General features: G+C 40.3%; 21 protein-coding genes and 1 pseudogene. 13 read left to right on the top strand and 9 right to left on the bottom strand.

The window, feature by feature from the left end:
* Positions 1-10: 10 nt before the first annotated feature.
* A complete protein-coding gene (locus SYN7509_RS0216635; protein WP_009632259.1) occupies positions 11-1609 on the top strand; it encodes an ArnT family glycosyltransferase in 1599 nt (532 codons plus the stop codon).
* Between the two features lie 24 nt (positions 1610-1633).
* On the opposite strand, the gene SYN7509_RS0216640 is transcribed toward SYN7509_RS0216635, so the two are convergent.
* Complete coding sequence (locus SYN7509_RS0216640) at positions 1634-2023, bottom strand: hypothetical protein (RefSeq protein ID WP_009632258.1); 390 nt, start codon at positions 2021-2023, stop codon at positions 1634-1636.
* Positions 2024-2883: 860 nt separating this feature from the next.
* Positions 2884-3282, bottom strand: coding sequence for an AbrB family transcriptional regulator (locus SYN7509_RS0216645; RefSeq protein ID WP_009632257.1), 399 nt, complete (start codon positions 3280-3282; stop codon positions 2884-2886).
* Positions 3283-3987: 705 nt separating this feature from the next.
* Here SYN7509_RS0216645 and SYN7509_RS0216650 point away from each other — a divergent pair.
* From SYN7509_RS0216650 to SYN7509_RS0216670, 5 genes are all read left to right on the top strand, one after another.
* Positions 3988-4431, top strand: coding sequence for an Rrf2 family transcriptional regulator (locus SYN7509_RS0216650; RefSeq protein WP_009632256.1), 444 nt, complete (start codon positions 3988-3990; stop codon positions 4429-4431).
* A 31-nt stretch (positions 4432-4462) separates the two neighbouring features.
* Positions 4463-5428, top strand: a complete 966-nt coding sequence (cbiB, locus tag SYN7509_RS0216655) for an adenosylcobinamide-phosphate synthase CbiB (protein ID WP_009632255.1) — start codon at positions 4463-4465, stop codon at positions 5426-5428.
* 150 nt (positions 5429-5578) lie between these two features.
* Entirely contained in the window at positions 5579-6115 is a 537-nt protein-coding gene (pyrR, locus tag SYN7509_RS0216660) for a bifunctional pyr operon transcriptional regulator/uracil phosphoribosyltransferase PyrR (protein ID WP_009632254.1), read from the top strand.
* A gap of 82 nt (positions 6116-6197) precedes the next feature.
* Positions 6198-7721 (top strand): carboxypeptidase M32, encoded by a 1524-nt coding sequence (locus SYN7509_RS0216665; RefSeq protein ID WP_009632253.1) that lies wholly within the window; start codon positions 6198-6200, stop codon positions 7719-7721.
* A 204-nt stretch (positions 7722-7925) separates the two neighbouring features.
* The gene (locus SYN7509_RS0216670; protein WP_009632252.1) at positions 7926-10346 is read left to right on the top strand and encodes a sucrose synthase; all 2421 of its coding nucleotides are present in this window, start codon (positions 7926-7928) and stop codon (positions 10344-10346) included.
* Positions 10347-10413: 67 nt separating this feature from the next.
* Here SYN7509_RS0216670 and SYN7509_RS0216675 read toward each other — a convergent pair whose 3' ends face one another.
* Positions 10414-10737 (bottom strand): Uma2 family endonuclease, encoded by a 324-nt coding sequence (locus tag SYN7509_RS0216675; protein WP_009632251.1) that lies wholly within the window; start codon positions 10735-10737, stop codon positions 10414-10416.
* 186 nt (positions 10738-10923) lie between these two features.
* Between SYN7509_RS0216675 and SYN7509_RS26195 the strand changes: the two are divergent.
* Together SYN7509_RS26195 and SYN7509_RS0216685 are read left to right on the top strand one after the other, a co-directional pair.
* A pseudogene (locus SYN7509_RS26195) lies at positions 10924-11436 on the top strand (IS701 family transposase); the annotation flags it as partial.
* A 195-nt stretch (positions 11437-11631) separates the two neighbouring features.
* Positions 11632-12198, top strand: coding sequence for a Uma2 family endonuclease (locus SYN7509_RS0216685; RefSeq protein WP_009631545.1), 567 nt, complete (start codon positions 11632-11634; stop codon positions 12196-12198).
* Here the strand turns inward: SYN7509_RS0216685 and SYN7509_RS0216690 are convergent.
* Complete coding sequence (locus tag SYN7509_RS0216690; protein ID WP_009631544.1) at positions 12188-12982, bottom strand: M15 family metallopeptidase; 795 nt, start codon at positions 12980-12982, stop codon at positions 12188-12190. The two genes, SYN7509_RS0216685 and SYN7509_RS0216690, sit on opposite strands and share 11 nt — an antisense overlap.
* Before the next feature lie 122 nt (positions 12983-13104).
* On the opposite strand from SYN7509_RS0216690, the gene SYN7509_RS0216695 reads away from it, so the two are divergent.
* Complete coding sequence (locus SYN7509_RS0216695) at positions 13105-14016, top strand: AEC family transporter (protein WP_009631543.1); 912 nt, start codon at positions 13105-13107, stop codon at positions 14014-14016.
* On the opposite strand, the gene SYN7509_RS0216700 is transcribed toward SYN7509_RS0216695, so the two are convergent.
* On the bottom strand, positions 14005-14541 hold the full coding sequence (locus SYN7509_RS0216700) for a phosphoribosyltransferase (RefSeq protein ID WP_009631542.1): 537 nt from the start codon (positions 14539-14541) through the stop codon (positions 14005-14007). The genes SYN7509_RS0216695 and SYN7509_RS0216700 overlap by 12 nt on opposite strands.
* A gap of 64 nt (positions 14542-14605) precedes the next feature.
* On the opposite strand from SYN7509_RS0216700, the gene SYN7509_RS0216705 reads away from it, so the two are divergent.
* On the top strand, positions 14606-16054 hold the full coding sequence (locus SYN7509_RS0216705) for an MFS transporter (RefSeq protein ID WP_009631541.1): 1449 nt from the start codon (positions 14606-14608) through the stop codon (positions 16052-16054).
* A 215-nt stretch (positions 16055-16269) separates the two neighbouring features.
* On the opposite strand, the gene SYN7509_RS26200 is transcribed toward SYN7509_RS0216705, so the two are convergent.
* Complete coding sequence (locus SYN7509_RS26200) at positions 16270-17487, bottom strand: NACHT domain-containing protein (protein WP_009631540.1); 1218 nt, start codon at positions 17485-17487, stop codon at positions 16270-16272.
* 379 nt (positions 17488-17866) lie between these two features.
* Between SYN7509_RS26200 and SYN7509_RS0216715 the strand changes: the two genes are divergently transcribed.
* Positions 17867-18511 carry a methyltransferase domain-containing protein gene (locus SYN7509_RS0216715; RefSeq protein ID WP_009631539.1) on the top strand — a complete coding sequence of 215 codons (645 nt, stop codon included), beginning with the start codon at positions 17867-17869 and terminating at the stop codon, positions 18509-18511.
* A gap of 121 nt (positions 18512-18632) precedes the next feature.
* On the opposite strand, the gene tkt is transcribed toward SYN7509_RS0216715, so the two are convergent.
* From tkt to acpP, 3 genes are all read right to left on the bottom strand, one after another.
* A complete protein-coding gene (gene tkt / locus SYN7509_RS0216720; RefSeq protein WP_009631538.1) occupies positions 18633-20663 on the bottom strand; it encodes a transketolase in 2031 nt (676 codons plus the stop codon).
* Positions 20664-20855: 192 nt separating this feature from the next.
* Positions 20856-22106 (bottom strand): beta-ketoacyl-ACP synthase II, encoded by a 1251-nt coding sequence (gene fabF / locus SYN7509_RS0216725; RefSeq protein WP_009631537.1) that lies wholly within the window; start codon positions 22104-22106, stop codon positions 20856-20858.
* 180 nt (positions 22107-22286) lie between these two features.
* Positions 22287-22538, bottom strand: coding sequence for an acyl carrier protein (gene acpP / locus SYN7509_RS0216730; protein WP_009631536.1), 252 nt, complete (start codon positions 22536-22538; stop codon positions 22287-22289).
* A gap of 227 nt (positions 22539-22765) precedes the next feature.
* Here acpP and SYN7509_RS0216735 point away from each other — a divergent pair, with 227 nt between their 5' ends.
* Positions 22766-23716, top strand: a complete 951-nt coding sequence (locus SYN7509_RS0216735) for a CoB--CoM heterodisulfide reductase iron-sulfur subunit B family protein (protein ID WP_009631535.1) — start codon at positions 22766-22768, stop codon at positions 23714-23716.
* Positions 23717-23875: 159 nt separating this feature from the next.
* Entirely contained in the window at positions 23876-25663 is a 1788-nt protein-coding gene (locus tag SYN7509_RS27745) for a serine/threonine protein kinase (protein WP_009631534.1), read from the top strand.
* Positions 25664-26257: the final 594 nt, after the last annotated feature.

The following is a 26257-nucleotide window of genomic DNA, read 5'->3' on the forward strand; positions in this document are numbered from 1 at the left end:
CTTCCCTTTCATGGCTCGTTTGCGTTATAAAAATTTTACTCAAAAACTCCGCCCGATGGATTGGTTGTGGTTTGTTGGGTTATTAATCGCCGCTTTGATACTATTTACGCTCAATTTGGGCGGAGTAGCGCTGCGAGACTGGGATGAGGGTACGGTGGCTCAAGTGGCGCGGGAAATTTCTCGCCATCCCATTGCTTCGGAAGCTTGGATTTATCCCACTCTTGGCGGCGAAGCCTATCTAAATAAACCGCCGCTTATCCACTGGCTAATTGCTTTGACTTACCGTACTTTTGGGGTAAATGAATGGACATCGCGCCTACCTGGAGCAATTTTAACAGCGTTTTCTGTACCGTTACTTTACAGCATTGGGCGAGAAATATTCCCGCAAAGAATAACGGCTATTTTTGCCAGTCTAGTTTACTTGACAATGCTACCAATGGTACGTCACGGACGACTAGCGATGTTAGATGGCGCGGTAGTAAGTTTTTTTGTATTTACAATTTGGTGCGTGTTGCGAAGTCGGCGGAATCTGGGCTACTGCTTAGGTGTAGGCATTGGGTTAGGGCTAATCTGTTTTACTAAGGGGCTTTTAGGTTTATTATTAGGGGCGATCGCATTATTATTTCTGTTATGGGATACACCGCGCCTACTCACCAGTTGGCAAATGTGGTTAAGGCTGGCAATTGGGACAATTCCAGTAATTAGTTGGTATACTGCCCAATGGCTGCATTATGGTAGCTTTTTTACTCAAACCGCCTTAGTTAATCAATCTTTTAATCGCATTTGGCAAGGGGTAGAAAATCATGCCCAGCCACCTTGGTATTATTTATTAGAAATTGTTAAATATTCTTTCCCCTGGTTGCTATTTTTACCCCAAGGATTTCGTTTTGCTTGGATAAATAGCAATATTAGTTACTCCAAGCTAATTGTAGTTTGGCTGGGGGTTTACTTACTGGCAATTTCTATAATGACTACTAAATTGCCTTGGTACGTTTTACCAATTTATCCCGCCTTTGCTCTAGCGGTGGGAGTCCAGCTAACCCAAATTTGGCAGAAACCACACTTAAATTATTCTCGCAACGCGATCACAATTCTGACATTATTAGCAACAATTGCCTGGGGTGGTAGTTTATACTTTAGCCCTCTAAGTCCCGCCAAAGACTTGCAAGTACAGATAATCTCAACTTGTGTAGCGCTGACGATGACCATTGCCGCAATTTTAGCCCAAGAACGCGATCGCCAATTTATTGTAATTTTATTTTGGGGTTGCTATCTTTCTATCGCTTTATTTGTCACTTCTCGTCATTGGGTATGGGAATTAGCGGAAGCTTACCCAGTAAAACCTGTAGCTGCATTAATTCAAAGTAATACACCCATCAATGGGAAAATTTATACTTCTTTTCCTGATCATCGACCATCATTGGACTTTTATAGCGATCTCCACATCAGCCCTGCCACTAATGACGAACTTCAACTATACTGGCGACAGCAAACAAAAGCCTACTTTCTTCTGGATACAGCTACATTAAAAAGTCTCCAGTTAAAATCGGTTCAAAAACTGGGGACAAGAGAAGGTTGGAGCTTAGTTAAGGCTAATAGCAATAGGTAAAAACTGTTATTTCTGCCTATACTTTTACAAGCTTGGTGGATGATTGCGATCGTTAATTTTTTCTACTACTTGATTAATAGGATTTTGCTGACGCTGGACGCTATCAATTGTAAAAACACTAGCACCCATAATTAACAAGCCTACCGCCACATACATAAACGGACGCTTGATTACACCTAAGTCACGAATAATTCTTGCCCAAGGCTTGCTTTGACGGCGCAGTAGTTGAGCAACTAATACTTGTTTACCACTAAAGGGGTCGCGGACATAATGACCGCTCCAAGTTACTACTAACTTCTCTTGGCATGAATTACAAGTAAATAATCCATTACACATTTTGACCAGCTTAAGGTTGCTGCTTCTTTGACAAATGGGGCAAGTAGTATTTTGATTACCAAAGGTGTGAGTATTCATACGTCAGCCTAGTTTACGTGAGTCGCTTTGCTCCAACAGAATTTATTGAGCGTCCTAATTAAAGTATTGCCCTTTTTTTGTCATAGATCGCACTTTTGCCTTGCAGAAAATTTCTAATTTACTGCACCTAGTAAAACCCCATCTGCCAATAACAGCGATGCGTTAGCTTCTCTATAGGATTTGTTGCAAGGCATTTTGCCAATCCATTGAGCGAAGCTCTTTCCTAGTTTAAGCAATCTTTGCCAGCAATATTGAGCAACTTTTCAGTTGTAACACATTGCCTAGCCGTACCTCAAAAGCATACTGGTTGTATACCTAGGCAAGCTTGTTATTTCTGGTAATTGGCAACAAAAATTAAAGATTTTGGCAGTTGCAGCCAAGCCCACAACCTATTGTTAATCTATCTTGGGAGGCAGCAAAGTTATAACAACTACTTGCTAAGACCAAAATTCACTCGCAAAGCATTGTCTTGTCTTGTTTAAGATTTTAAGAGCAATGCCTGAAAGTTTTTAAATTTGTTCGTAACTCTAACTGCACTATCTATGCATTAATTGCATATTGTAAATGTAACTAATGCATATTGTAAAAATTAATACAATTTGAAAACATAAATTTGTAATTGTTCCTTGCTAAAATTTTATCTAAAAGAGCAATCAAAAATTAGCACCGTTATCTAACTAGCGGAAACATCGACGCGGCTATTAAAAATGTATTGTTTCAATCGGTAATTTTGCAGCAACAAATAATGCTTTCAGGCATTAGTTATTGCTACTTTACCAGTGGTAGATGCTTGAAATTTGCGATAGTAGTGAGGAATGAGGTTGAGATTTAGTAAAAAACTTACTCCTCTTTTCTGTAGTTTAGGCTGTAGCTTCAGTATCGTCTTCACGTTCTAATTGCTGCAACCGGATGTGTTTGCGCCCTAAAGTTATTTTGAACTCGTCGCCCGGCTCCAAGCCCATTTGTTTTGTATAAGCTGAACCTATCAATAAGTTTTTATTTTGCTGAACGCTAATTTTGTAGCTGGCGCTACGACCTCCCCGCCCATCGGAACTACTGTGGCTATCTAATTCAATGCCTTCTGCATCAATTAGAGCATTGAGAAACTTCATCATGTTGACTCGCTCAACACCATTTTTGGTGATAGTGTAGTAGCCACACTCTTTAGCTTTTTGTTCTTTGCTAATACTCTCTAGCTCTTTAACTTTATCAAGAAGTTCTTGCCCAGTTAATGGCTCTACTTTTTTCTTTTTATTCATCGGCTTAAGTCAGGAAACTAATGGTTTAATGGTTCGGCTAGTTTTTATTCTAGCTAATCATAGCTTTAAAGCAATGGATTTTGTGGTTTAAGCCAGTAAAACTAAGCAAAATGCTGTATTCAAATAAAGCAAACTTTGAGTTTTATTTTTACTTTGACTCTTAACCAAACCTTGGCAAAAGTTAGTTATGCCAATTTTATGATATTACTTAGCTTTGCTTTAGCTTCACGAATTATACTACATTAATTTTGATTATAAAATGATAATATCTCGGAGATTAAAAAAACCTAAAAATAAAAATAATGATAATAATTGCCAAGAATAGCAGTAACTTAATAACATTAGATAGATGCTTGCAAAGCTGGCAATTGCTCTAGGTTAATAGATTTTATTGCCAGGGGAAGTAAACTAAAAATATAAACTCAGCAATAATAGTATTAAGTAGTATTACTAGGAAAAGAACTGATTTACAAAGAAAAAAGCGCAAAACAAAGCATAAACCCAAAAATTGGCATAAAATTCTCACTTTTAAAAAATCTTTTAGGCATTACTAGAAGAATAATCTAAATTATTGAGCCTTAGCAAAGCTGGCATCATAGGTTTAGTTGTGTATATCTACGGTTAAGAATTTTGATTTGATATCAAAGAGTTGGCAAATAACTTCGCCTAATTGGCGATCGCATTGGTTTAATATTTAGCTAATAAATGAAATTGACAACTCGCGGACACTATAGCGTCAAAGCATTACTAGATTTGAGCTTACAACCAATGGGGGAGGCGATCGCTGTAAAAACCATCGCTTTACGGCAAAATATCCCCGCGCCTTATTTAGAAAAATTACTAATAGAAATGCGTCGCGCGGGATTAGTAGAATCAGTACGAGGAGCTTCGGGGGGGTACAAATTAGCCAAAGCGCCCGAAAAAATATCTTTAGGGCAAATTCTCGCCTCTGTAGGCGAAACCATCGAACCCTTACCCCATCACAGTCCAACGGCGGCGCAAGCAGAGGATTGGGTAACATTTACCTTGTGGCAGAGACTACACCAAAAATTAAAAGAAGCACTGTATGCTATAACACTTGCCGATCTTTATTACGATGCCCGCAGTTGGCAAGCATCGCAAGGGGAATCTGCGAGTTTTGTTGTTTAGGTGGTAATGGGTAATTGGTTGACCAATATTAATGATTATTTTGCTAGTGGCGGCGGTTTTAGATTATTTAATTGGCGATCCTTGGACTTGGCTGCATCCAGTGCAGGTAATGGGTTGGGTAATAAATCGCTTTAGGCAACTAAATGGATTTAAGGAATGCGATCGCCCTTTACTACAACGCTTTTATGGAATATTCTTAGGACTGACTCTAATAATTGGTAGTGGTGGGTTTGGTTGGGCAATTTCTTACGGCTCAAACTTGATTCATCCCCTATTTGGCATTGTTACTCAAAGCATTATTGTAGCTAGTTGCTTTGCCCAAAAAAGCTTAAGACAAGCAGCAGATAACGTTTTACAAGTCCTTGCTACAGGGGATTTAGCCCAAGCTCGAATAAGTTTAAGTCAATACGTGGGTAGAGATACCGAAAACTTGACAGAACCAGAAATCTTACGAGCGGTAATGGAAACTGTCACCGAAAATGCCACCGATGGGGTAATGTCTCCCTTATTTTATGCAATTGTTGGGGCGTTTACACCTCTTGGTAGCGCTGCTTTAGCCTTAGCCTACAAAGCTGCTAGTACCTTAGATTCAACGATTGGCTACCGGGAAGCACCTTACACTTATGTTGGCTGGTTTAGCGCCAGACTTGAAGATTATCTGACTTGGCTTCCTTGTCGGCTTACAGTTTTAACTTTGGCATTATTATCTGGTAAGCCTAAGCAAGTTTGGCTTATTTGTATTCGAGATGCGGTAAAAGATGCGAGTCCCAATTCTGGCTGGAGTGAGGGGGCTTACGCGGCGGTGTTGGGTGTACAAGTAGGCGGAACAAATTGGTATCGTGGAGTAGCTAAACCCAAACCTTTAATTGGCGACGCTATTTATCCAATTACCTCCGAGCGGATTTACCAAGCGTTGCAACTAACACAGTATTGTTTTTTGACTTGGCTAATAATTGCGATCGCGCTTGCTATTATCGCAATCCTAAATCAATTGTGAACGTAGTAGGGGGCGGCATTTTTGGGAAGAAGGATTCTCCCCAAAAGATGCCTTCGCAATGCATTGCGCCCCTACGGTTAATATTTATGAATTAAATAGGATTGTTATAGTAAATACTTAAATTATTCTACCTACTAGGGATTAATAACTATGGCGGCTAAAGTCGTTGAAATTTTATCCTCTGAAGAAATCCGGCGGACGATGACGCGCCTCGCTTCCCAAGTTATTGAGAGATCCCGCGATTTGTCTAACTTGGTAGTTTTGGGTATTTATACTAGAGGTGTAGTTTTAGCGGCAAATTTGGCTAAACAAATTGAAATCCTAGAAGGTGTAGCTGTTCCAGTGGGTGCGATAGATATTACCTTTTATCGAGACGATTTAGACCAAATTGGGGTCAGGACTCCTGCTAAAACCGATATTCCCTTTGATTTGACAGGGAAAACAGTTTTGCTCGTAGATGATGTTATTTATAAAGGGCGGACAATTCGCGCTGCTTTAAATGCCGTCAATGAATATGGTAGACCAGCAACTATATGGTTAGCGGTACTTGTAGATAGAGGTCATAGAGAATTACCAATTCACCCAGATTTTACCGGAAAAAAGCTACCTACTTCTAAAGATGAAAAAGTCAAAGTTTACTTGCAAGGTTTTGATAACCGAGATGGGGTGGAATTGATTAGTAGTTAATTTAATTTTTATTTCTTAAAGTGTGGCAGTAGTTTTGATTCCCGCGTCAAACTAGATAAAACCAGTATCAATATTTTTAGGTATGCAAACTCTCGAAAAAACTCATCCCAAACTGCAAGAATTAAAAACTCGTTTGGCAGAAGTTAACGATATTGAATCCGCCGCTTCTTTGCTGTACTGGGATCAGGCTACTTATATGCCTCCCGGCGGTGCGGTGGCGCGAGGGCGACAAATAGCTACTTTGAGACACATTGCCCATACCAAGTTTACTAATCCTGAAATTGGACAACTATTAGAAGACCTGCGCGATTATGAAGGCGATTGTGACTATAACTCCGACGAAGCTAGTTTAATTCGGATTACCCGCCACGACTACGATCGCTCTGTCAAAATTCCCCCAGATTTTACCGCCAGATTTTCCCAACATAGCGCCGATTGTTACGAAGCTTGGGCAAAAGCCCGACCAGAAAATAATTTTAAGGCGATCGCACCTTTTTTACAAAAAACCTTAGACTATAGCCGGGAAATGGCTAATTATTTTCCTGGCTACTCTCATATCGCCGATCCTTTAATTGATGAGTCCGATTATGGCATGAATACCCAATCGGTGCGCGTCCTGTTTGCTCAATTACGCCAGCAATTAGTCCCCATTGTTGCTGCTATTTCTTCCCAACCCCTCGCCGATGCGTCTTGTTTGCATCAATATTTCCCTGAAGCCGAGCAATTAGCTTTTAGCCTCAAAGTCATTCGACAGCTAGGCTATGACTTTAATAGAGGAAGACAAGATAAGACATTGCACCCTTTTATGACTAAGTTTTCTACCGGAGACGTGCGAATTACTACGCGCATTCGCGAAAATGACTTAAATGAAGGGTTATTTAGCACTATTCACGAAACAGGTCATGCTTTGTACGAGCAAGGTATAGCTAGGAAATTTGAAGCAAGTCCTCTGGCTTCTGGGACATCTTCAGGAGTTCACGAAAGCCAATCTCGCCTGTGGGAGAATTTAGTTGGACGCAGCCGCAATTTTTGGCAATTTTTCTATCCTCAGTTGCAAGCTGCTTTTCCTAGTCAGTTTCAGCAAGTACCTTTAGAAACTTTTTACCACGCTATTAATAAAGTCGAACGTAGTTTGATTCGCACTGACGCAGATGAAGTTACTTACAATCTGCACGTGATGATTCGTTTTGACTTGGAATTGGATTTGCTCGAAGACAAGTTAACAGTTAAAGACTTGCCTGAAGCTTGGAAAAGCCGCTATCATTCCGATTTAGGAATTGTACCGCCTAATGATAGTAACGGCGTATTGCAAGACGTACATTGGTACGGGGGAATGATAGGCGGAATGTTTCAAGGTTACACCCTAGGGAACTTGATGAGCGCTCAATTTTTTGAGGCGGCGCTTAAGGCAAATGCAGACATTCCTCACCAAATTGAGCAAGGTAATTTTAATTTGCTCCATGACTGGCTTAAGCAAAATATCTACCAACATGGACGCAAGTACACGGCGGCGGAACTCATCGAACAGGCGACGGGTAAACCTTTGAGTATTGACCCTTTTATTGGTTACATTAAACAAAAATTTGGCGAGTTGTACGCCTTGTAATAGTTCGGAGTTGGGGAAATTTCTCTAACTCCTTTTTAATTAGCTGGTGTTGCTAAATTGGTAATGGGTAATGGGTAATTGGCAAGAAAATTATCGCACTTTCAGTAATGCCAAATAGTTTACTATCCTCTAGAAAGAAGCCGAAACTCGTAAAACTTTGTAAATTAATTGTTTGATAGTTATCAATCTATTGTAGGAGTTACCATGTCAGCAGAATTGATCCAAAATGCGATCGCTGAAGAAAAAAATGATTTGCGGTCTTTTATTAGCGAATTGCGTCATCAAGAAAACCGCTACTTGTTACGCAACGACATTCTTAACGCCTACAGAGAGTATTGTACTAAATACCAGAAAAGCGAAGAATTTTATAATTCTTCCAACATAGGTAAACTGATTTACTATACTCAAGAGATTATCCGCGAAGATGCTAGTATTTGCTTGATTTTACGCTCAAAAATTGCTAGTCAGGAGGCATACAGACTAACGGAGGAATTGAATCTTGAACCGTTAAATGTCCAAGAATTGCTAGATGTGCGCGATCGCTTTGTCAACCACTATCACCCCAACGAAGGCGATATATTAGAGCTAGATTTTCAGCCTTTTTACGACTACACTCCCACAATCCGCGACCCCAAAAATATTGGTAAAGGCGTAGAGTTTCTTAATCGCTATTTATCTAGCAAACTTTTTCAAGATCCCAAACAATGGCTAGAAAGTTTATTTGATTTCTTGCGCTTACACAAATATGATAGTACGCCATTATTGATTAATAGTAGGATTCAATCTCAACAGCAATTATCAGAAAAAATTAAAAAAGCTTTGACCTTTGTAGCGGATCTTGATGTTGAAGAACCCTATGAAAAGTTCCGCTTTGTTTTACAATTGATGGGCTTAGAAGCTGGCTGGGGTAATACGGCAGGGAGGGTTAGAGAGACTTTAGAAATTTTGGACGAACTAATCGATTCTCCCGATCACCAAACCTTAGAAGCCTTTATTTCACGGATTCCAATGGTTTTTAGGATTGTCCTTGTATCTCCTCATGGCTGGTTTGGTCAAGAGGGCGTTTTAGGACGACCAGATACGGGAGGTCAGGTAGTTTATGTTCTTGATCAAGCAAAAAGTTTAGAAAAACAACTGCAAGAAGATGTAACTTTGGCGGGATTAGATGCCCTTGGAGTTAAACCAAAAGTAATTATTTTAACTCGCTTAATTCCTAATAGCGACGGTACGCTTTGCAATCAACGTTTAGAAAAAGTTCACGATACTGATAATGCTTGGATTTTGCGCGTACCATTGCGGGAATTTAACCCCAATATGACGCAAAATTGGATCTCGCGTTTTGAGTTTTGGCCCTACCTAGAAACTTATGCAATAGATGCAGAAAGAGAATTATTAGCAGAATTTAAAAGTGCGCCAGACTTAATTATTGGCAACTATTCTGATGGTAACTTGGTAGCATTTTTGTTAGCGCGGCGATTGAAAGTAACCCAGTGTAATATTGCTCATGCTTTGGAAAAGTCAAAATATTTATTTAGTAATCTTTACTGGCAAGAATTAGATGATAAATATCATTTTTCTTTGCAGTTTACTGCTGATTTAATTGCCATGAATGCAGCTAATTTTATTATTAGTAGCACCTACCAAGAAATTGTTGGTACGCCAGACAGTATAGGACAATACGAGTCTTATCAATGCTTTACAATGCCAGAACTGTATCACGTAGTAAGTGGCGTTGAATTATTTAGTCCCAAGTTTAATGTTGTACCACCGGGAGTTAATGAGAAAGCTTATTTCCCTTACTCAAGGACAGAAGAACGAGTAATTGGCGATCGCACTCAGTTAGAAGACTTGCTATTTACTCTAGAAGATCCGGCGCAAATATTTGGTACTCTTGACGATCCAAGCAAACGCCCAATCTTTTCTATGGCGAGACTTGACCGCATTAAAAATATGACTGGTTTAGCGGAATGTTTTGGTAAAAGCCCTCAATTGCAAGAGCATTGTAATTTAATTTTAGTTGCGGGTAAACTGCGCGTAGAAGAATCGGGAGATAATGAAGAACGAGACGAAATAGAAAAGCTGTATCGAGTTATTGAGCAATACAATTTGTATGGCAAAATTCGCTGGCTAGGGGTACGCCTTTCTAAGTCTCAGTCAGGAGAAATTTATCGAGTAATTGCCGATCGTCAGGGAATATTTGTTCAACCAGCGTTATTTGAAGCCTTTGGGTTGACAATTTTAGAAGCAATGATTTCAGGATTGCCAACTTTTGCGACTCAATTTGGCGGGCCGTTGGAGATTATTCAAAACAAAGTAAATGGCTTCTATATTAATCCGACAAATTTAGAAGAAACTGCCGAAAAAATTTTTGATTTTGTAACTAAATGTAACCAAAACCCTAACTACTGGTATGAAATTTCGACGAGAGCTATTGACCGCGTTTATAGTACCTACACTTGGAAAATTCACACTACAAAATTGCTAACTTTGGCGCGGATTTATGGCTTTTGGAATTTTACTTCTAAAGAAAACCGCGAAGACTTATTGCGCTACATTGAGGCGTTGTTTTATTTAATTTACAAGCCAAGAGCGCAAGCACTTTTAGCTCAACATAGTCATCGATAAATTACCCTAACCTTAACCTGCCTAAAGGTTAGGGCTTTCTTTTTTAGAATAAATTAATTGTTTAGAGCTAATTATCATTTTGACGGATTTTTTGAATGCGCTGACGAAATAAACGTACTGCGGCTCTTTGACCAATCGTTTTAGCTTGCTCGATAAAACTAGGGACTTCAGCAATGGGCAAAAAGGGGAATACAATACTTGTTGTAGATAACTCGTATTTCTCACCAATGAGATTATACACTTCTAAAGTTTGCTGACGATAGCGCCAAAGTTCAGGAACGCCAAAAGCAGCGTAAATATCAAATTTATTAAGCGAAGAACTGGTATAGTCTGACTCTATAACTAAATTTGGTAGAGGATCGGCGGATAACTCAATATTTTTACTCCTCACTACTAATTCATTTTGAATATAACCCTCTTTTGTCAGACTCCGAAAACTTTAATCATTTCTGAATTACCAAACTTTTGCCTAGAGAGCGTTATATCAATTTTTTAATAATAAAATTAAAAGCTCTAGCTCAAAAGCTGAAACTACCTCTCTGTAAGGGTTTATTTGGAAACTGACAGAAGAGGGATAAAAATAACTACAGACCCAGAAACCATGTCAGAGAATTCTACTTCCTTTGTAATGACAAATCTTCAAGGTAATTTCAAGAAAACTTCAGGTGACTTATATGGATTAAGAACCTAAGTAAAATATGGTTTTAGACAGTGTAAATAAGAACTAGGGTGGACAGATTACCGTTTTACTAACTTCCAACATATTGAAAGATGGAGGGAGATTATTTTTTGTGTGTACACGATGATTAGTTTCAATTCTCCAGTTTTCTTCGCCTTAAATCAATCTCGTCAAATTGAGCTGGAAGCCCAAGAAAATAGTTATACTAATTTTTTTAATCATTTACAATGGAACAATGTATAGGGATGGAAGAATACTTTAAATAATCTGCGTCTTATTATCCAACCATTTTTACTATTTTGGTTGACTTATCCCTATTTAAGTATTTTTCGTAATTCACATTTATTGCTGGGATTCAATCATTTCATTGGTGCAATGAATCAATTTAAACCCTATTATGCTTCTGGATAATTTAGCTTATTTACTACTTGCCTATTCTGGAAACTGACAGAAGAGGGGTAAGTTGCGAGCCAACAAATGATAATGCTCTGCACTTGTATTAAAAACTAGGTTTCAAGCAAGTTGGCGTACATATTATTCAAAACTGGATTATGAAAAAAGTTTTAAGCTGACAAAATAGTAAGTATTGCTGGAGGCGATCGCACTATGGTACAAGCACCCACAAAAATTACCCTAAAGGAGTTTCTCAAACTACCCGAAACTAAACCCTGTAGCGAGTATATCAACGGTCAAGTTATCCAAAAACCAATGCCCCAAGGGAAACATAGTAAGTTACAAGGGAAGCTAGTTACTGCTATCAACAACCTAACCGAAGCAAAACAAACTGCTCTAGCATTTCCAGAATTGCGCTGTACCTTTGGTGGACGTTCAATTGTGCCAGATGTGACGGTTTTTGCGTGGGAGAGGATACCTGTTGATGAAGATGGAGATATTGCTAATGTATTTAGAATTGTTCCTGACTGGACAATTGAAATTTTGTCTCCAGATCAAAGTCAAACCAAAGTAACAGGTAATATCTTGCATTGTCTCGATTGTGGCAGCAAACTAGGTTGGCTAATCGATCCAAAAGAAAAATCTGTGCTAGTTTATCCAGCAAAACAGCAAACGAGAATACTAACGCAAAATGATGTTTTACCTGTTCCCGATTTAATCTCAGACTTGCGGCTAACGGTAGCAGATTTATTTAATTGGTTAAAGTTGTCTAGGGATTAGGACGAGATTTGAGATTTTGAGCTTTGTAGAAAGTTTCTAAGCTATCGCGATTGCCTACATAACGCCAATGCCAAGGCTCGTAACTTACCCCTTGACGATTATTCTTAGCAAAAGACAATTCAAAGCTATAACGCGCTGCATTGGCTGACAACCACTTATAGGCTCTAGTTGTTTCAAATTTGGTACTCAAATTTGTAGCCGGCGTACCATCACCAATATCTACCGCGTAGCCCGTATGATGTTCGCTATATCCGGGTGGGGCGCTGACTTCGGCGCGTTTGGTGGCAGTTTGTCCTCGCTGCGCCTTCACGTCGAAAAATAAGTGCTGTTGGTCTTTAACGGTGCGAAAACCGGAAATTGGCACGATCGTCACCCCAGAGGCTCTAGCTGAGGCACTCATAGCTCTAAATTGCTGGGCTGCTGCTTTACGAAGCTTGATCTGGCGATCGCGTGAAATTGGTTGTAAATCTTTTGGCGATGCTTCAGGATAAGCAAAGTGTCCTAATAGTACGTTTTCGTTACTAGGGCGATCGCTTGTTGTCGGTGAGGCTGTAGGAGTTGTAACAGAGGATTGACTAACTTTGCCTGGTGGTGAGTTGGTCAAAAACCATAATAAAGCGAAAGCGCCTATTACCCCTAATCCTATAAAACCACCAACGATCGTCACCGATTTAGAGCGGCGACGCTGTGTAACTTTCCGATTGTCCCTTAAAGCCTCTGGAATATCATCTAAAGAGCGGGCGGGAACTTTTTTTGGTTTTTTAGAAAACCTTGCCTTATCCACAAACCAACTCCTGCAATTGTTGACTCGCCACTAGCCAATTTTAGTCTAAGGAGTAATTAACTGCCGAGATGCCTTACAGTCTTCACAACTATGCTTAAAGTATCTTTACGTTTCGGTGGTTGATGAAGCTTTTACAACTTTATTTGCCGCTAATTGCCTTAGTTTTATCTGGGTTTATCATTAGTGGCAAACTTCCGGCAACCATTTCCCTCTACTTAGGACAATTTTTGTTTTGGGTAGGAGTTCCCCTCAGTATTATGGCGTTTTTGCGTCAAGCTGATTTGTCGGGAGCGATTTGGGTTGCACCAATAGTTGCTTGGATAGCAGTTTTTTTAGGGGCGGGTTTGGCGTGGGTGTGGATAAATTGGCAAAGCCGCCGAACTGCGTGGAGTAAACCTACTCAAGGTAGTTTTATTTTAGCGACAATGGCAGGAAATACGGGATATTTGGGCTATCCAGTGACGTTAGCTTTTGTGGGTACTCAGTATTTTGGCTATGCGTTGTTTTACGACTTGCTAGGTACAACTCTAGCTGTGTGGGGATTGGGAGTTGTCATAGCGGCGGCGTATGGTGGGGGGGTGCAAAGTCAATGGCAGTTAGTAAAAGTAATCGCCATTAATCCTAGTTTATGGGGTTTTGGCGTAGGGTTGCTCTTTCGTCAAGTTCCTTTACCTACTGTTGTCGAGACAACTTTAAATACTTTAGGTTGGGCGATCGTTGCTTTATCGTTGGTATTGATTGGTATGCGCTTACGTCAGTTAGATTCTTGGCACAGTTTACCAAAAGCATCTATTAGTTTAAGTATCAAAATGCTAGTAGTACCGTTACTTTTGGGAAGTAGCTTATCGTTGTTTGGGGTAACGGGGGCGGCAAAATTAGCGATCGTTTTACAGATGGCAATGCCCCCTGCTTTTGCTACTTTGGTAATTGCTGAAGTTTACAATCTTGACCGCGATTTAAGCGTTACGGCTTTAGCTGTGGGTTCTGGGGGATTGCTCGTAACTTTGCCAATTTGGTTATGGTTATTTAGTTGATATTTTTCGGGTAGACGCGCCTACTTTTAAGCTTAATTCCTCTAGATCAATTTGTTCGTATTGCTCAAAAGGCTGATGAATCCAAGGATTATCGGGTAAATAATCTACATAATAATCTGGTACAACTTCCGAACAAGCTTTGTACCAAAGTACGGCGGTGCGAATCTCTTTAATTTGAGAGCTGTAATTCTGCTTTAACCAAGGAATAGTTTGCCTAATTGTTACGCCTGAATCAACTAAGTCATCAACTAACAAGATGTGAGAACCCAAATCTGTGCTAGTCATAGTCAAGTGTTGGGCAACAGTCAAACTTCCCCTTGTTTGCTTACCTTCTCCGGTATAAGACGAAGTTGCCAAAATTCCCAAAGGTAGATTGTAAATTCGAGACAGAATATCGCCAACTCTCAACCCTCCTTTAGCAAGACAAATAATTTGGTCAAACTGCCAGTTAGATTGATAAATCTTTACTGCTAATTGCTCGATTTTTTGATGGTATTCTGACCAAGAAACGTAAAGGTCTGGCATAAAAGTGGCAATTGTGAGCTAATACTTAGTGCAAAGCTAATATTTTAATCTTTCTATCCGTGCCATGAGCAATCCTTCCTCAGATGCAGATTTTCTAATTCCCAAAACCAACAAACTTAGCCTCTCCACAAAACTAGCTTATGGTGCGGGAGACTTGGGCCCAGCGATTACTGCCAACATTAGCGTATTTTTTCTATTAATTTTCTTTACAAACGTTGCTGGTATTCCTATAGGACTTGCAGGAAGCATTTTACTAATTGGTAAAGTTTGGGATGCAGTAAACGATCCAATTGTGGGACTACTAACCGATAAAACCCAATCTCGCCGTTGGGGTCGTCGCCTTCCTTGGCTATTGTATGGCGCAATTCCCTTTGGAGTTTTCTTTTTTTTACAGTGGATCGTACCGCCTTTTGCGAACGATCGCACTGCTCAAGTATCGGGCTTATTTTGGTATTATGTAGCGATCGCCCTTCTATCTCAAGTATTCTACACGGTGGTCAATTTGCCTTATACAGCAATGACTCCCGAACTTACCCAAGATTACGACGAACGGACTAGCCTTAATAGTTTTCGGTTTGGGTTTTCTATTGGGGGAAGCGTTTTATCGTTAATTTTGGCACAGATTATTTTTGCTAGTGTAAGCGATCGCGCTATGCAATATGTAGTCCTAGCGGCGGTATGTACAGTTATATCCGTACTCTCTTTATATTGGTGTGTTTTTGGGACACGCAAACGAGTTTTAGCTTTTGAAGCAAAGCGCATTGAATTACCTCAAACCCCATCTATCCCTATCGGCGAACAGCTAAGAATTGTTTTTACTAACGTTCCTTTTTTATTTGTAATTGGGATTTATCTTTGTTCTTGGTTAGCGGTGCAACTAACCGCCAGCATTATTCCCTACTTTGTAGTTAATTGGATGGGTTTAGCAGAATCGAACGTTCCGACGGTACTTATTGGGGTTCAAGGTACGGCTTTGGCAATGCTATTTGTGTGGACGAATTTAAGCAAGCGGTTCGGGAAAAAAGCTGTTTACTTTATGGGAATGGGTTTATGGATTATTGCTCAAATCGGCTTGTATTTCATTCAACCTAATCAAATAGGTTTGCTGTACGTTTTAGCAATTATGGCAGGGGTAGGAGTTTCTACAGCTTATTTGATTCCTTGGTCAATGATTCCCGATGTAATTGAATTAGACGAACTGCAAACGGGACAACGCCGGGAAGGAATTTTTTATGCGTTTATGGTGTTTCTGCAAAAACTAGGTTTAGCTTTGGGTTTATTTTTGGTTGGTCAAACCTTACAAGCTTCGGGATTTAAAGAGGCTGTCCAAGGTCAAGGTTTACCGATTCAACCCGATTCAGCCATCCAAGCTATCCGTTTTGGAGTGGGCCCTTTACCGATGGTGTTTTTAATTTGTGGTTTAATTTTGGCGTATTTTTACCCACTTACCCGCGAAGTACACGCCGGAATTTTACTAAAACTCAAAGAGAAGCAAAGCGCTAATGAAAGCTAGGTTAAAAGACTGTTTATAGCTTTAACTTGCAAATAAGGAGCGATTTTCTTACCAAGATGCGATCGCTTACTATCTCTTTAATCTAACAACTTGCGATCGCTGGAGTCTCTTTATTTATACCCCATGTTGCTCTTCAATAGCTTTAAGAACAGCACGTCCATCAATAATTGTTTCGTTAGGCAACATTTCTTTCAGTATTTGCTCAACTTGCGGGGCTATTTCGCCTTGTTGAAAAATAAATTATTTTTAATAAAGTTATTATGAGCAATTTCCGCCAGCATTATTTCTTTACACTTAGTATCCAACCCTTTGTAAGATTGTTGACGGGTAATTTCTTTAGAAGCATCCCATTCTGATAAAAGCGTCTTTAAAGCATCATCGTAAACAGTAGCTCGTTTGTTCGGAAATTCACCGCGTTTTCTAAATAAAATACAGATTAAAGTCAATAAAAGAGGAGTTTTTGTTAGTTCCTTAGTAGCAGCATAATCTCGACTATTCAATTTTTCCCAACACTGTTGACCCCACTCTATTTGAGAATGAGACTCAAACCATTTGTGAATAAAAGCTTGTATTTGCTCATCATTAAAATCGGCAATGGCTACATTAGTAAATCTTTGAAAATTATGAAAATCATGATAAGCAGCAATGCGACAGGAAACAATAAAACGGTTGTGGGAATAAGTATCAACTAAATTCCTAATAGCAGTAGTTATATCACTCATCTTTTCGGTTGGTACTTCATCCAAACCATCCAATATAATCAGTAACTTTCCCTGTTCTAAAAACTTATTAGTACATTCTTGATATTCAGGTAAACCGCAGTGTTTAAACTCCTCAGCAATTTTTTCTTTGAGAAATTCCAAATTAATTGTCTCTGACCGCAGCTTTCTTAGTTCTATCAAAACAGGAATGTAACTATGTTGATAATCTCCTACTCCTACTCCTGCGCCTTTTAAAGCTTCTAAACCCACTTTTCTTAAAAACGTGCTTTTACCTGTCCCCGGATTACCTAAAACCAGTAAATATTGGTTTTCATTAGCAACTTGCATTCCTGGTATTGGTTGCTCATTATCCTTAAATTGTCTGTTACGAAAAGCGTCTTCCTGAGCTTCAATAGATTCATAAAGGCGGATAGTTTCAGATTGACAGTTAACTTGTGTATAAACAGAATCTAAACTAACTGGTTTATCCATCCCCAAAACCTTAAGGATACCGTGACGCTCAGTGTAACTTTCAATATACTTACGAGAAATGCTAAACAGTAAATTTTGGGCGGCTTCAGTCAGCTTTCCTGCTTTACCTAGTATCGTTCCTCCGGCTTTACCCAGAATATTGATCCCAGATTCTGCGATAGGTTTGGCAAAACCCATTGCCAAACTTTTAACAGCAGCTTCAGCAATAACAGGATCGATAGTGAAGTGTAAAAAGTTCATTTCTAGCACGATTTAGATGACGAATTAAAAGTCTTTTTGCTGGTAGCCAATAATTGAGATATTACGAGCTAATTTCATTTGAAAAGGGGAGTTTTATATGTTTAACCCTTTTTAAGAGAGTTTAGGGTGGATGTCTTAGCAAGTATTAAAATTATCACTTAATTATTGATGAGGGTCGAAAACTCAATCGCATTTGTGCTGTAACCTTTGGCGCACCTGTGCGGGAGTGAGTTCCCGGTTATCCATTACAATACAATTACAATCTGTTGAAGTTTGAAGACAATAAGCTTACAGTAAATACCCGCCGCAGTGAAGAACTTATACCCTATAAAATTTCGCTCACATCCCATGATTAATTAACTTTGGGAAAAATAACTTTATGACATCTTCGCAATATTGGGAAAATCGCTATCAAGAAGGCAAAACAGGTTGGGATTTGGGACAAGCAGCACCGCCTTTTATTAGCTTGCTGGATTCATCAACAGCGCCAATTCCCAGAAAAATCGCAGTTTTAGGTTCTGGAAGCGGCTACGATGCTTTGTTATTTGCCCAAAGGGGTTTTGAAGTAATGGGGTTTGATTTTGCCCCCAGCGCGATTACGCAAAGCGTAGCGCTAAGAGCGATAGCGCCAGCGCGCTCGCAGAGCTTCGCATCCTCTACTGCTTTAGCCCAAAATAAAGGTATCTCTGCCCAATTTTTGCAACGCAATATCTTTGATTTACCCGCCGAATTTCCGCATCATTTTGACTATGTACTAGAACATACTTGTTTTTGCGCCATTGAAATGTGCGATCGCCCAGCCTATGTAAAATTAGTAAAATCTCTCTTAAAACCGTCTGGAGAGCTTATAGCTTTATTTTGGGCGCATAATCAACCCGGTGGCCCGCCTTTTGGGGTGACAACGGCAGAAATTTGCCAGTATTTTGAACCAGATTTTAAAATTAACAGCCTAACTCTTGCCAAGAATTCTGTACCTCAACGTCGAGGACAAGAGTATTTAGGTAGATTTCAAGTTAAAAATTAAATAGCGTTGCCCAAAGTGTGATATTTTTTTTTGTAACTCTGCTGTCTCAACTGTTTTTATCCTCTATTACTAAAAAAGGTGGGTAATTTATTACCCACCTTTGACAATCAATAACCAAGTATTAGCCTAATAAAGATTTTGCTTTAGCGACTACATTTTCGACAGTAAAGCCAAACTTTTCCATGCAAACTGGGCCAGGAGCGGAAGCACCAAAGGTATCAATACCGATAGCAATTCCTTCATCGCCAACGTAACGACACCAGCCAAACGTAACGCCAGCTTCTACAGATATGCGTTTTTTCACAGCTTTAGGTAGTACAGATTCGCGGTAAGCTGTGTCTTGGTCTTGGAAGATTTCCCAACAAACCATCGAAACTACTCGAACTTTTTTCCCTTCACCGCGCAACTGTTCCGCCGCTTTGACGCAAAGCTGAGTTTCGCTACCTGTACCCATCAATATTACATCGGGCGTACCATCGCTATCCGATAAAATATACGCGCCTTTCTCTACACCTTCAATCGAGGTATTGGCTAAATTAGGTTGCGCCAAACGAGATAAAGCAATAACTGTAGGACGGGTTTTGTTGCCAAATTTCTTGCCTCTAGCTGCTTTAATTGCTACTTTGTAAGCGCCACTGGTTTCGTTACCATCCGCCGGACGCATTACTAATAAGTCGGGAATCATTCTTAGCGAATTTACGTGTTCAATCGGTTGGTGGGTTGGGCCATCTTCCCCTAACTGGATTGAGTCATGAGTCATGACATAAATTACACCAGATTCTGACAAAGCCGAAAGCCGAATTGCTGCCCGCATATAGTCAGTAAAGACCAGGAACGTTGCACAATAAGGAATTAAACCCGAACCATCTAACGCTAAACCGTTACAAATAGCGCCCATACCATGCTCCCGTACCCCAAAGCGGAGGTTGCGGTTTTGGTATTGTCCTTTTTGGTAGTCTCCCGCGCCTTTAATCAACGTATTGTTAGAAGAAGCCAAATCTGCTGAACCACCAATTAGTTCAGGGAATACCGCAGATAAAGCATTTAAAGTTCTCCCTGATTGGACGCGAGTAGCTTCGCCTTTGTCTTCAGGAGTGTATTTTGGTAAAACCGATTCCCAACCTTCGGGAAGTTCTGCTTTGTGCATCCGCTCTAAAGTAGCTGCTTCTTGGGGATACTGCTCTTGATAACGAGCGTATAGTTGATTCCAATCTTCTTCATACTTTGCGCCGCGTTCAATTGCCTTGCGCCAGTGATTCATCGCATCAGTGGGGATTTCAAATGGCTCGTATTCCCAACCTAAGCTTTCCCGTGTTGCTTGTACTTCTGCCGCACCTAAAGCTGCACCGTGAGCTTCGTAGCTATCGGCTTTATTGGGTGAACCATAACCGATAGTTGTACGAACTTTAATCATTGTCGGCTTGTCAGTGACAGCTTTGGCGGCTTCAATTGCTTTATGAATGGCATCAATATTAGTATTGCCATCTTCTACAACCAAAACGTGCCAACCATAAGCCTCATAACGCTTACCTACGTCTTCAGTAAAAGCTAGGTCAGTAGAGCCTTCAATGGAGATGTGGTTATCATCGTAAAGGGCGATTAATTTACCTAATCCCAAGTGGCCAGCTAAAGAACAAGCTTCACTAGCAACTCCTTCCATATTACAACCATCGCCCATAATTACATAGGTGTAATGGTCAATGATGGGAAAATCAGGTTTGTTAAAAGTAGCTGCCAAGTGAGCTTCTGCCATTGCAATCCCAACACCGTTAGCAATTCCTTGTCCTAGGGGTCCAGTAGTGATTTCTACCCCAGGATTCATAAAGTTTTCTGGGTGTCCGGGGGTTTTTGATTCCCACTGACGGAACTGTTTAATATCGTCGAGGGTCAGGTCTTCGTAGCCTGTGAGATAAAGTAGGGCGTACTGTAACATACTGCCATGACCTGCGGATAACAAAAAGCGATCGCGATTGAGCCAAGCAGGATTTTTGGGATTGAAGCGCATAAAGCGATCCCACAATACAAACGACATAGGAGCCGCGCCCATTGGCAATCCTGGATGTCCAGATTTTGCCTTCTCGACCGCATCAATAGCTAGAAAGCGGATCGAATTAATACAAAGTTCTTCGAGGGATTGGGTTGCAACAGCCATAGTTTCTTAATTATCGATAACGGGTTAGCAAGCAGGTATTGGAAATGACACTTAAGTGCTATAGATTGCCCTATGCACGTATTACCGATCATCCCATCAGGTGGGTTGACGGACAAGCCTTGTTTTTTTAGAAGTGAATTATCAACAATATTCCCCAACAATGTTTTAGTCGTTAAACCTAGTAAATAAAGTCTAAACGTACTTTTTGAAGGCTAAAGTGACGTTGTGACCGCCAAAACCAAAGGAATTGGACAAAGCAACATCAACTTTTAGGTCGCGGCTATGATTGGGAACGTAATCTAAATCGCATTCTGGGTCGGGGTTTTCTAAGTTTATTGTCGGTGGAATTTTATCATTAGCGATCGCCATTACTGTTGCCACCGCTTCAATTCCCCCAGAACCACCCAATAAATGCCCGGTCATCGACTTAGTAGAGCTAATCGCTACTTTGTAAGCCGCATCTCCTAGAGCTTTTTTAATTGCCGCCGTTTCCGTCGGATCGTTAGCCCCCGTACTTGTGCCGTGAGCGTTGATATAATTTACTTGCTCTGGGTTGAGTCCCGCATCTTTTAAAGCCAACTGAATAGCTCTAGCTGCGCCTTCACCCCCAGGGACGGGGGAAGTCATGTGGTAGGCATCGCACGTCAAACCATAGCCGATAATTTCGGCATAAATCCGCGCCCCCCGACTTAAGGCGTGTCCGAGTTCTTCTAATAGGAGAATCCCCGCCCCTTCACCCATGACAAAGCCATCGCGATCGCGGTCGAAGGGACGGCTGGCGCGAGTTGGTTCGTCGTTACGGGTAGACAGCGCTCTAGCGGCGGCAAATCCGGCAAAAGGCAAAGCTGAGACGGCGGCTTCAGTACCCCCGCAAATCATTGCCTGAGCGTAGCCTTGTTGAATTAGGCGAAAAGCATCGCCTACGGCGTTAGAACCCGCCGCACAAGCCGTTACTGGGCAAGAGTTGGGACCTTTCGCTCCCGTATGAATTGCCGTTAATCCGGCAGCCATATTGGCGATCATCATCGGCACCATAAACGGGCTACAGCGATCGGGACCTCGATTCAAATAAACCGTTTGCTGATCTTCTAATACTTTGATGCCACCAATGCCTGTACCAATGATTGTGCCTACTTGATTAGCATTTAGTTGGTTGATTTCAAATCGCGCGTCTTGAATCGCCTGCAAGCTTGCGGCTACGGCAAATTGAGCAAACCTGTCCATCCGTTTAGCTTCTTTGCTGTCTATGTAGTCCTGGGGATTGAAGCCCTTAACTTCGCCAGCAATGCGGCATTTGTGCTTAGAAGCATCAAACAATGTAATCGGTACAATTCCACTGCGCCCGTCTAACAATCCTTGCCAGTAATCTCGAGAATTGTTACCTAACGGTGTAATTGCACCGATACCTGTTACCGCCACTCGTTTCAAATCAAAATCTGCCATAGGTCTGTTAAAGTCAGCGATTACTCACCCATAACTCGGAAAAATTGTCTTAATATTTCGGGTTTGGAGTTTTGGGCATTGACGGTTTAGTTAAGTAGTAAAAGTCTTTTCTCTTACTAAACTACATCGCTCAGATTCGCCTGTGCTAAATCTACCGCTTCACCCGAAAGCTTTTAGTTTTTACGCTGAGGTAGCAACTTTATTGCTAATGTAGTCTACCGCTTGTTGAACTGTGGTAATTTGTTCTGCTGCTTCGTCGGGAATTTCTACATCAAATTCTTCTTCTAAAGCCATGACCAATTCAACGGTATCTAGGGAGTCAGCGTTTAAGTCGTCGGCAAAATTGGCGCTCGGTGTAACGCTATCGGGTTCGACACTCAACTGCTCGGTGACGATGCTTTTAACTTTAGCAAAAATTTCTGATTGGTTCATACTTCAACGTCCTTAGCGATTAACTAATCAATGGCTTGATAGCTCTAACATTTTGAGCATACTTATCTTATCGTAAAGGCGCGATCGCATAGCTCTTGTAAAGTGTTCAATTTTTTTGGGTGTCCCATTATACTGCCAAGTCTAAAGCTTATCAAAGCGGAACATACTTATAATTACAGGCAAAACAATATTTTTGAGCTATTTTTTGGTAAAGCCAAGTAACATTAATGCTTGCTGCCAATGCGATCGTTTCCTCTAATCTACTTACTATGCTTAATCAAAAAATTTTAAAATATGCTTACTTTCCTGGCTGCGTTGCTCAAGGAGCGTGCAGAGAGCTTTATCAATCTACTCAAGCTCTGACTCAAGCTTTAGGAATTGAACTGGTGGAACTTAAAAAAGCTGCTTGCTGCGGTTCGGGTACTTTTAAAGAAGATTCTCAATTACTAGAAGATACCGTTAACGCCCGCAACATTGCTTTAGCTGAAGAACTAAACTTGCCTCTCCTTACTCATTGCAGCACTTGTCAAGGTGTAATCGGTCATGTTGATGAGCGATTAAAACAAGCGGCGCAAAAAGATCCCAATTATATTGAAAAAGTCAATAGCTTACTTGTTACTGAAGGCTGTTCGCCTTATCGGGGCAGCACTGAAGTTAAGCACCTTTTGTATGCTTTAGTTACAGATTATGGTTTGGAGGAAATTCAGCGCCGAGTAACAAAAACGTTGCAAGGGTTGAAATGTGCAGCATTTTATGGTTGCTATTTACTCCGCGCTCAGTCTTCTATGGCGAACGATGACCCAATTAGACCAGAGGCAATGGAAAATGTGTTTAGAACTATTGGCGCAACACCAATTTATTATCGCGGTCGGACGCAATGCTGCGGCTGGCCATTGGCTAGTTATGCAACTACTGAATCGTTTAAAATGGCGGGGATGCACATTCAAGAAGCTTTAGCCGCCGGGGCAGATTGTATGGTCACGCCTTGCCCATTGTGTCATCTTAATCTTGACTCTCGCCAGCCAGAAGTAGAAAAAGTTATCGGCAAAAAGTTAGGCTTGCCAGTATTGCATTTACCACAATTAATTGCTTTAGCGTTAGGAATTGAGCCAAAACAGCTAGGGCTAGATCGCCATGTGGTATCAACAAAATTACTTTTAAAAAAGCTAGGACTGTAACAAGTCTTAAGTTAATTAATAGTTGGTTGCTTTTAAGGTGCGCGGCGGTACAAAATTTTGCAAAAACTTGTTAGACTTAACTTTTTGAAAAGGTTAATTCAGACAATACGCAAAAAAATTGAACAGCTAATACTTAACAACTAACTATTAATATATTTTATGCAAGGTATAATACTTCGCGGGCGTTACAGAATTACCAAGCTGCTAGGGCGGGGAGGGTTTGGAGATACGTATTTAGCCGCCGATGGCGATCGCCCTGGAAAGCCAATTTGTGTAGTTAAAAAATTACAAGTTAATTCTAATTCTCCCAGTATCTTACAAGCGGCACAAAGATTATTTAATAACGAAGCAGAGATATTATATAAGCTAGGTAGTCACGAACAAATACCGCAACTTCTGGCTCACTTTGAAGAAGACAATCAATTTTATCTAGTTCAAGAATTTATTGACGGTCACGATTTAAGCGAAGAAATCAATCCAAATAGGCAATGGAGTGAAAAACAAATAGAAGAATTTTTACGTGAAGTCTTGACAATTTTAAAATTTGTTCACGAGCAAAACGTTATCCACCGAGATATTAAACCATCTAATTTAATTAGGCGCAAGCGAGACGGTAAGATTTTCTTAATTGACTTTGGAGTAGTTAAAGAGATTCAGTTACCAACTACTACTCAAATTAATAGTTATGCAACAATTTCTGTAGGTACTCCTGGCTACGTACCAAACGAGCAACTAGGCGGAAAACCTCGTTTTAGCAGCGATATTTATGCTTTGGGGATCACAGCAATTCAAGCGTTAACAGGGCTATATCCAGAACAAATCGCCGAACATCCTCAAACTGGAGAGCTTCTGTGGCAACAGAGTGTAGAAATTAGCGATCGCCTAGCGGCTATTTTAACTAAAATGGTTAAGTCGCATTTTCGCGATCGCTATCAATTTATTGATGAAGTATTAGCAGACTTACAAAACTTTTATAGCCATTCTAGAAAATTTACTTCTGTATCAGATACTCCCAAAAATTCGGTATCTACACCTAGTCTTTTTGTACCTGAACAACTAAAGGAAAGTACCCGTAAATCGGAGACTTCCTCGCCCCAACTAATAAGTTTCCCTATACTTATTGGTTTAATTGCCGCTACTATCGGAGCAACTTTTTATCTGTCTCGCTGGTTATTGCCGCCACAAATAGCTCAAACAATTGTGACTAAGGAAACTCCAAAAGTAAATTTTACACCAACTCCAACGTCCGAAGTTGCCAGAGTGCGATCGCCTGCTGCTACATCAACACCACCACTCATTTCACCCAGCCCTAAAGTTGCCTTGTCTCCAGTAGCGCCAAAACTTCCAGAAACTGCCACGCTTCCAGAAATTTTATCGCCTACAATTACGACAAAAATCAGCCCGGAGGCGAACCTCGCCACACCAACAGCACTTCCTGTACCTTTAGAACAAGTTACCCAGCCTATTCCGCTCACAGAAGTTAAATGCTTGACTACAAGCGCTGACTCTAACAATCAATCCTTTGTTGAATCGTTGGCAAACTTGACTATTGGTAAAGAAACCGTTACAGCTATAGCTGAACTTGCTAGTCAAAATTCTCGTAATCCAATCGATAGTCAAATCAAAGCTGATACACCTGCGGGGGTAGATTGTTTACTCAATCCTCGCGACACTAACAATCAATTTAATACTTTAAAGTTGGCTTTTGGTATCAATGACACCAATAAGTATTTAAGCAATACAAGTGCTGGAACTAAAGTAAGGTTGACTGTCTATCTCGATCAAAAAAGTATTGGCTCTAAAGAGGTAACTAAAGGCGAAATTAAAACTTGGGGAGTCAATATTGCGGATGTTGAAAATGTTGCTTTGGAAGCAGAGTGTATTAAAAGTAGTAATATTTCAAACACTTGTCCTGCGCTTGTATTTACTCAAGTAGACTTAAATTAATTATGATGGTAGCGACTGTTTAATATAAATAAAAAAATAGACTGGTGTTTACTTAAAGTACGATAAGAGATACATCGAGCCGCGATAAAGATTCTTAAAACTATAGCAATCCTAAATCAATTGTGAACGTTGTAGGGGCGCAATGAATTGCGCCCCTACGAGATCATATTTATGAATCAAATAGAATTGCTATATTAGAATTGATGTCTCTTGCCTTTAACTTATTTGCACTGTTGTTTAGGTGAGGTAAACTCTACCAACTAAGTAGTATTTTACCGATATTTGTAATTACGTTTCACGTCGTTTTAGCAATTATTTAAGAGTTTCTGTTGAAGGAAGGTTGAGCTTTTGGCAATCAATTTCGATAATGTTTTGTCCAAACCGTCTAGTTTTGGGTACTTAAGCTCAATACCAAAAATACCTACCCATCTTACGGCAAAAACAGGTACGGTAATCCCTACCTTAAAGGTAGTAGTTTACAAAACTTTATCATTACTTTTGGGTGATGTATTTCAGCAATTGCCTAAGAATTTGAGCCAATACCAATTAAATAGGTATGGTAATTCCTCCCTTAAAAGTAGTAGTTTGCAAATA

Source organism: Synechocystis sp. PCC 7509, from assembly GCF_000332075.2.
Taxonomy (GTDB): domain Bacteria; phylum Cyanobacteriota; class Cyanobacteriia; order Cyanobacteriales; family Chroococcidiopsidaceae; genus Aliterella.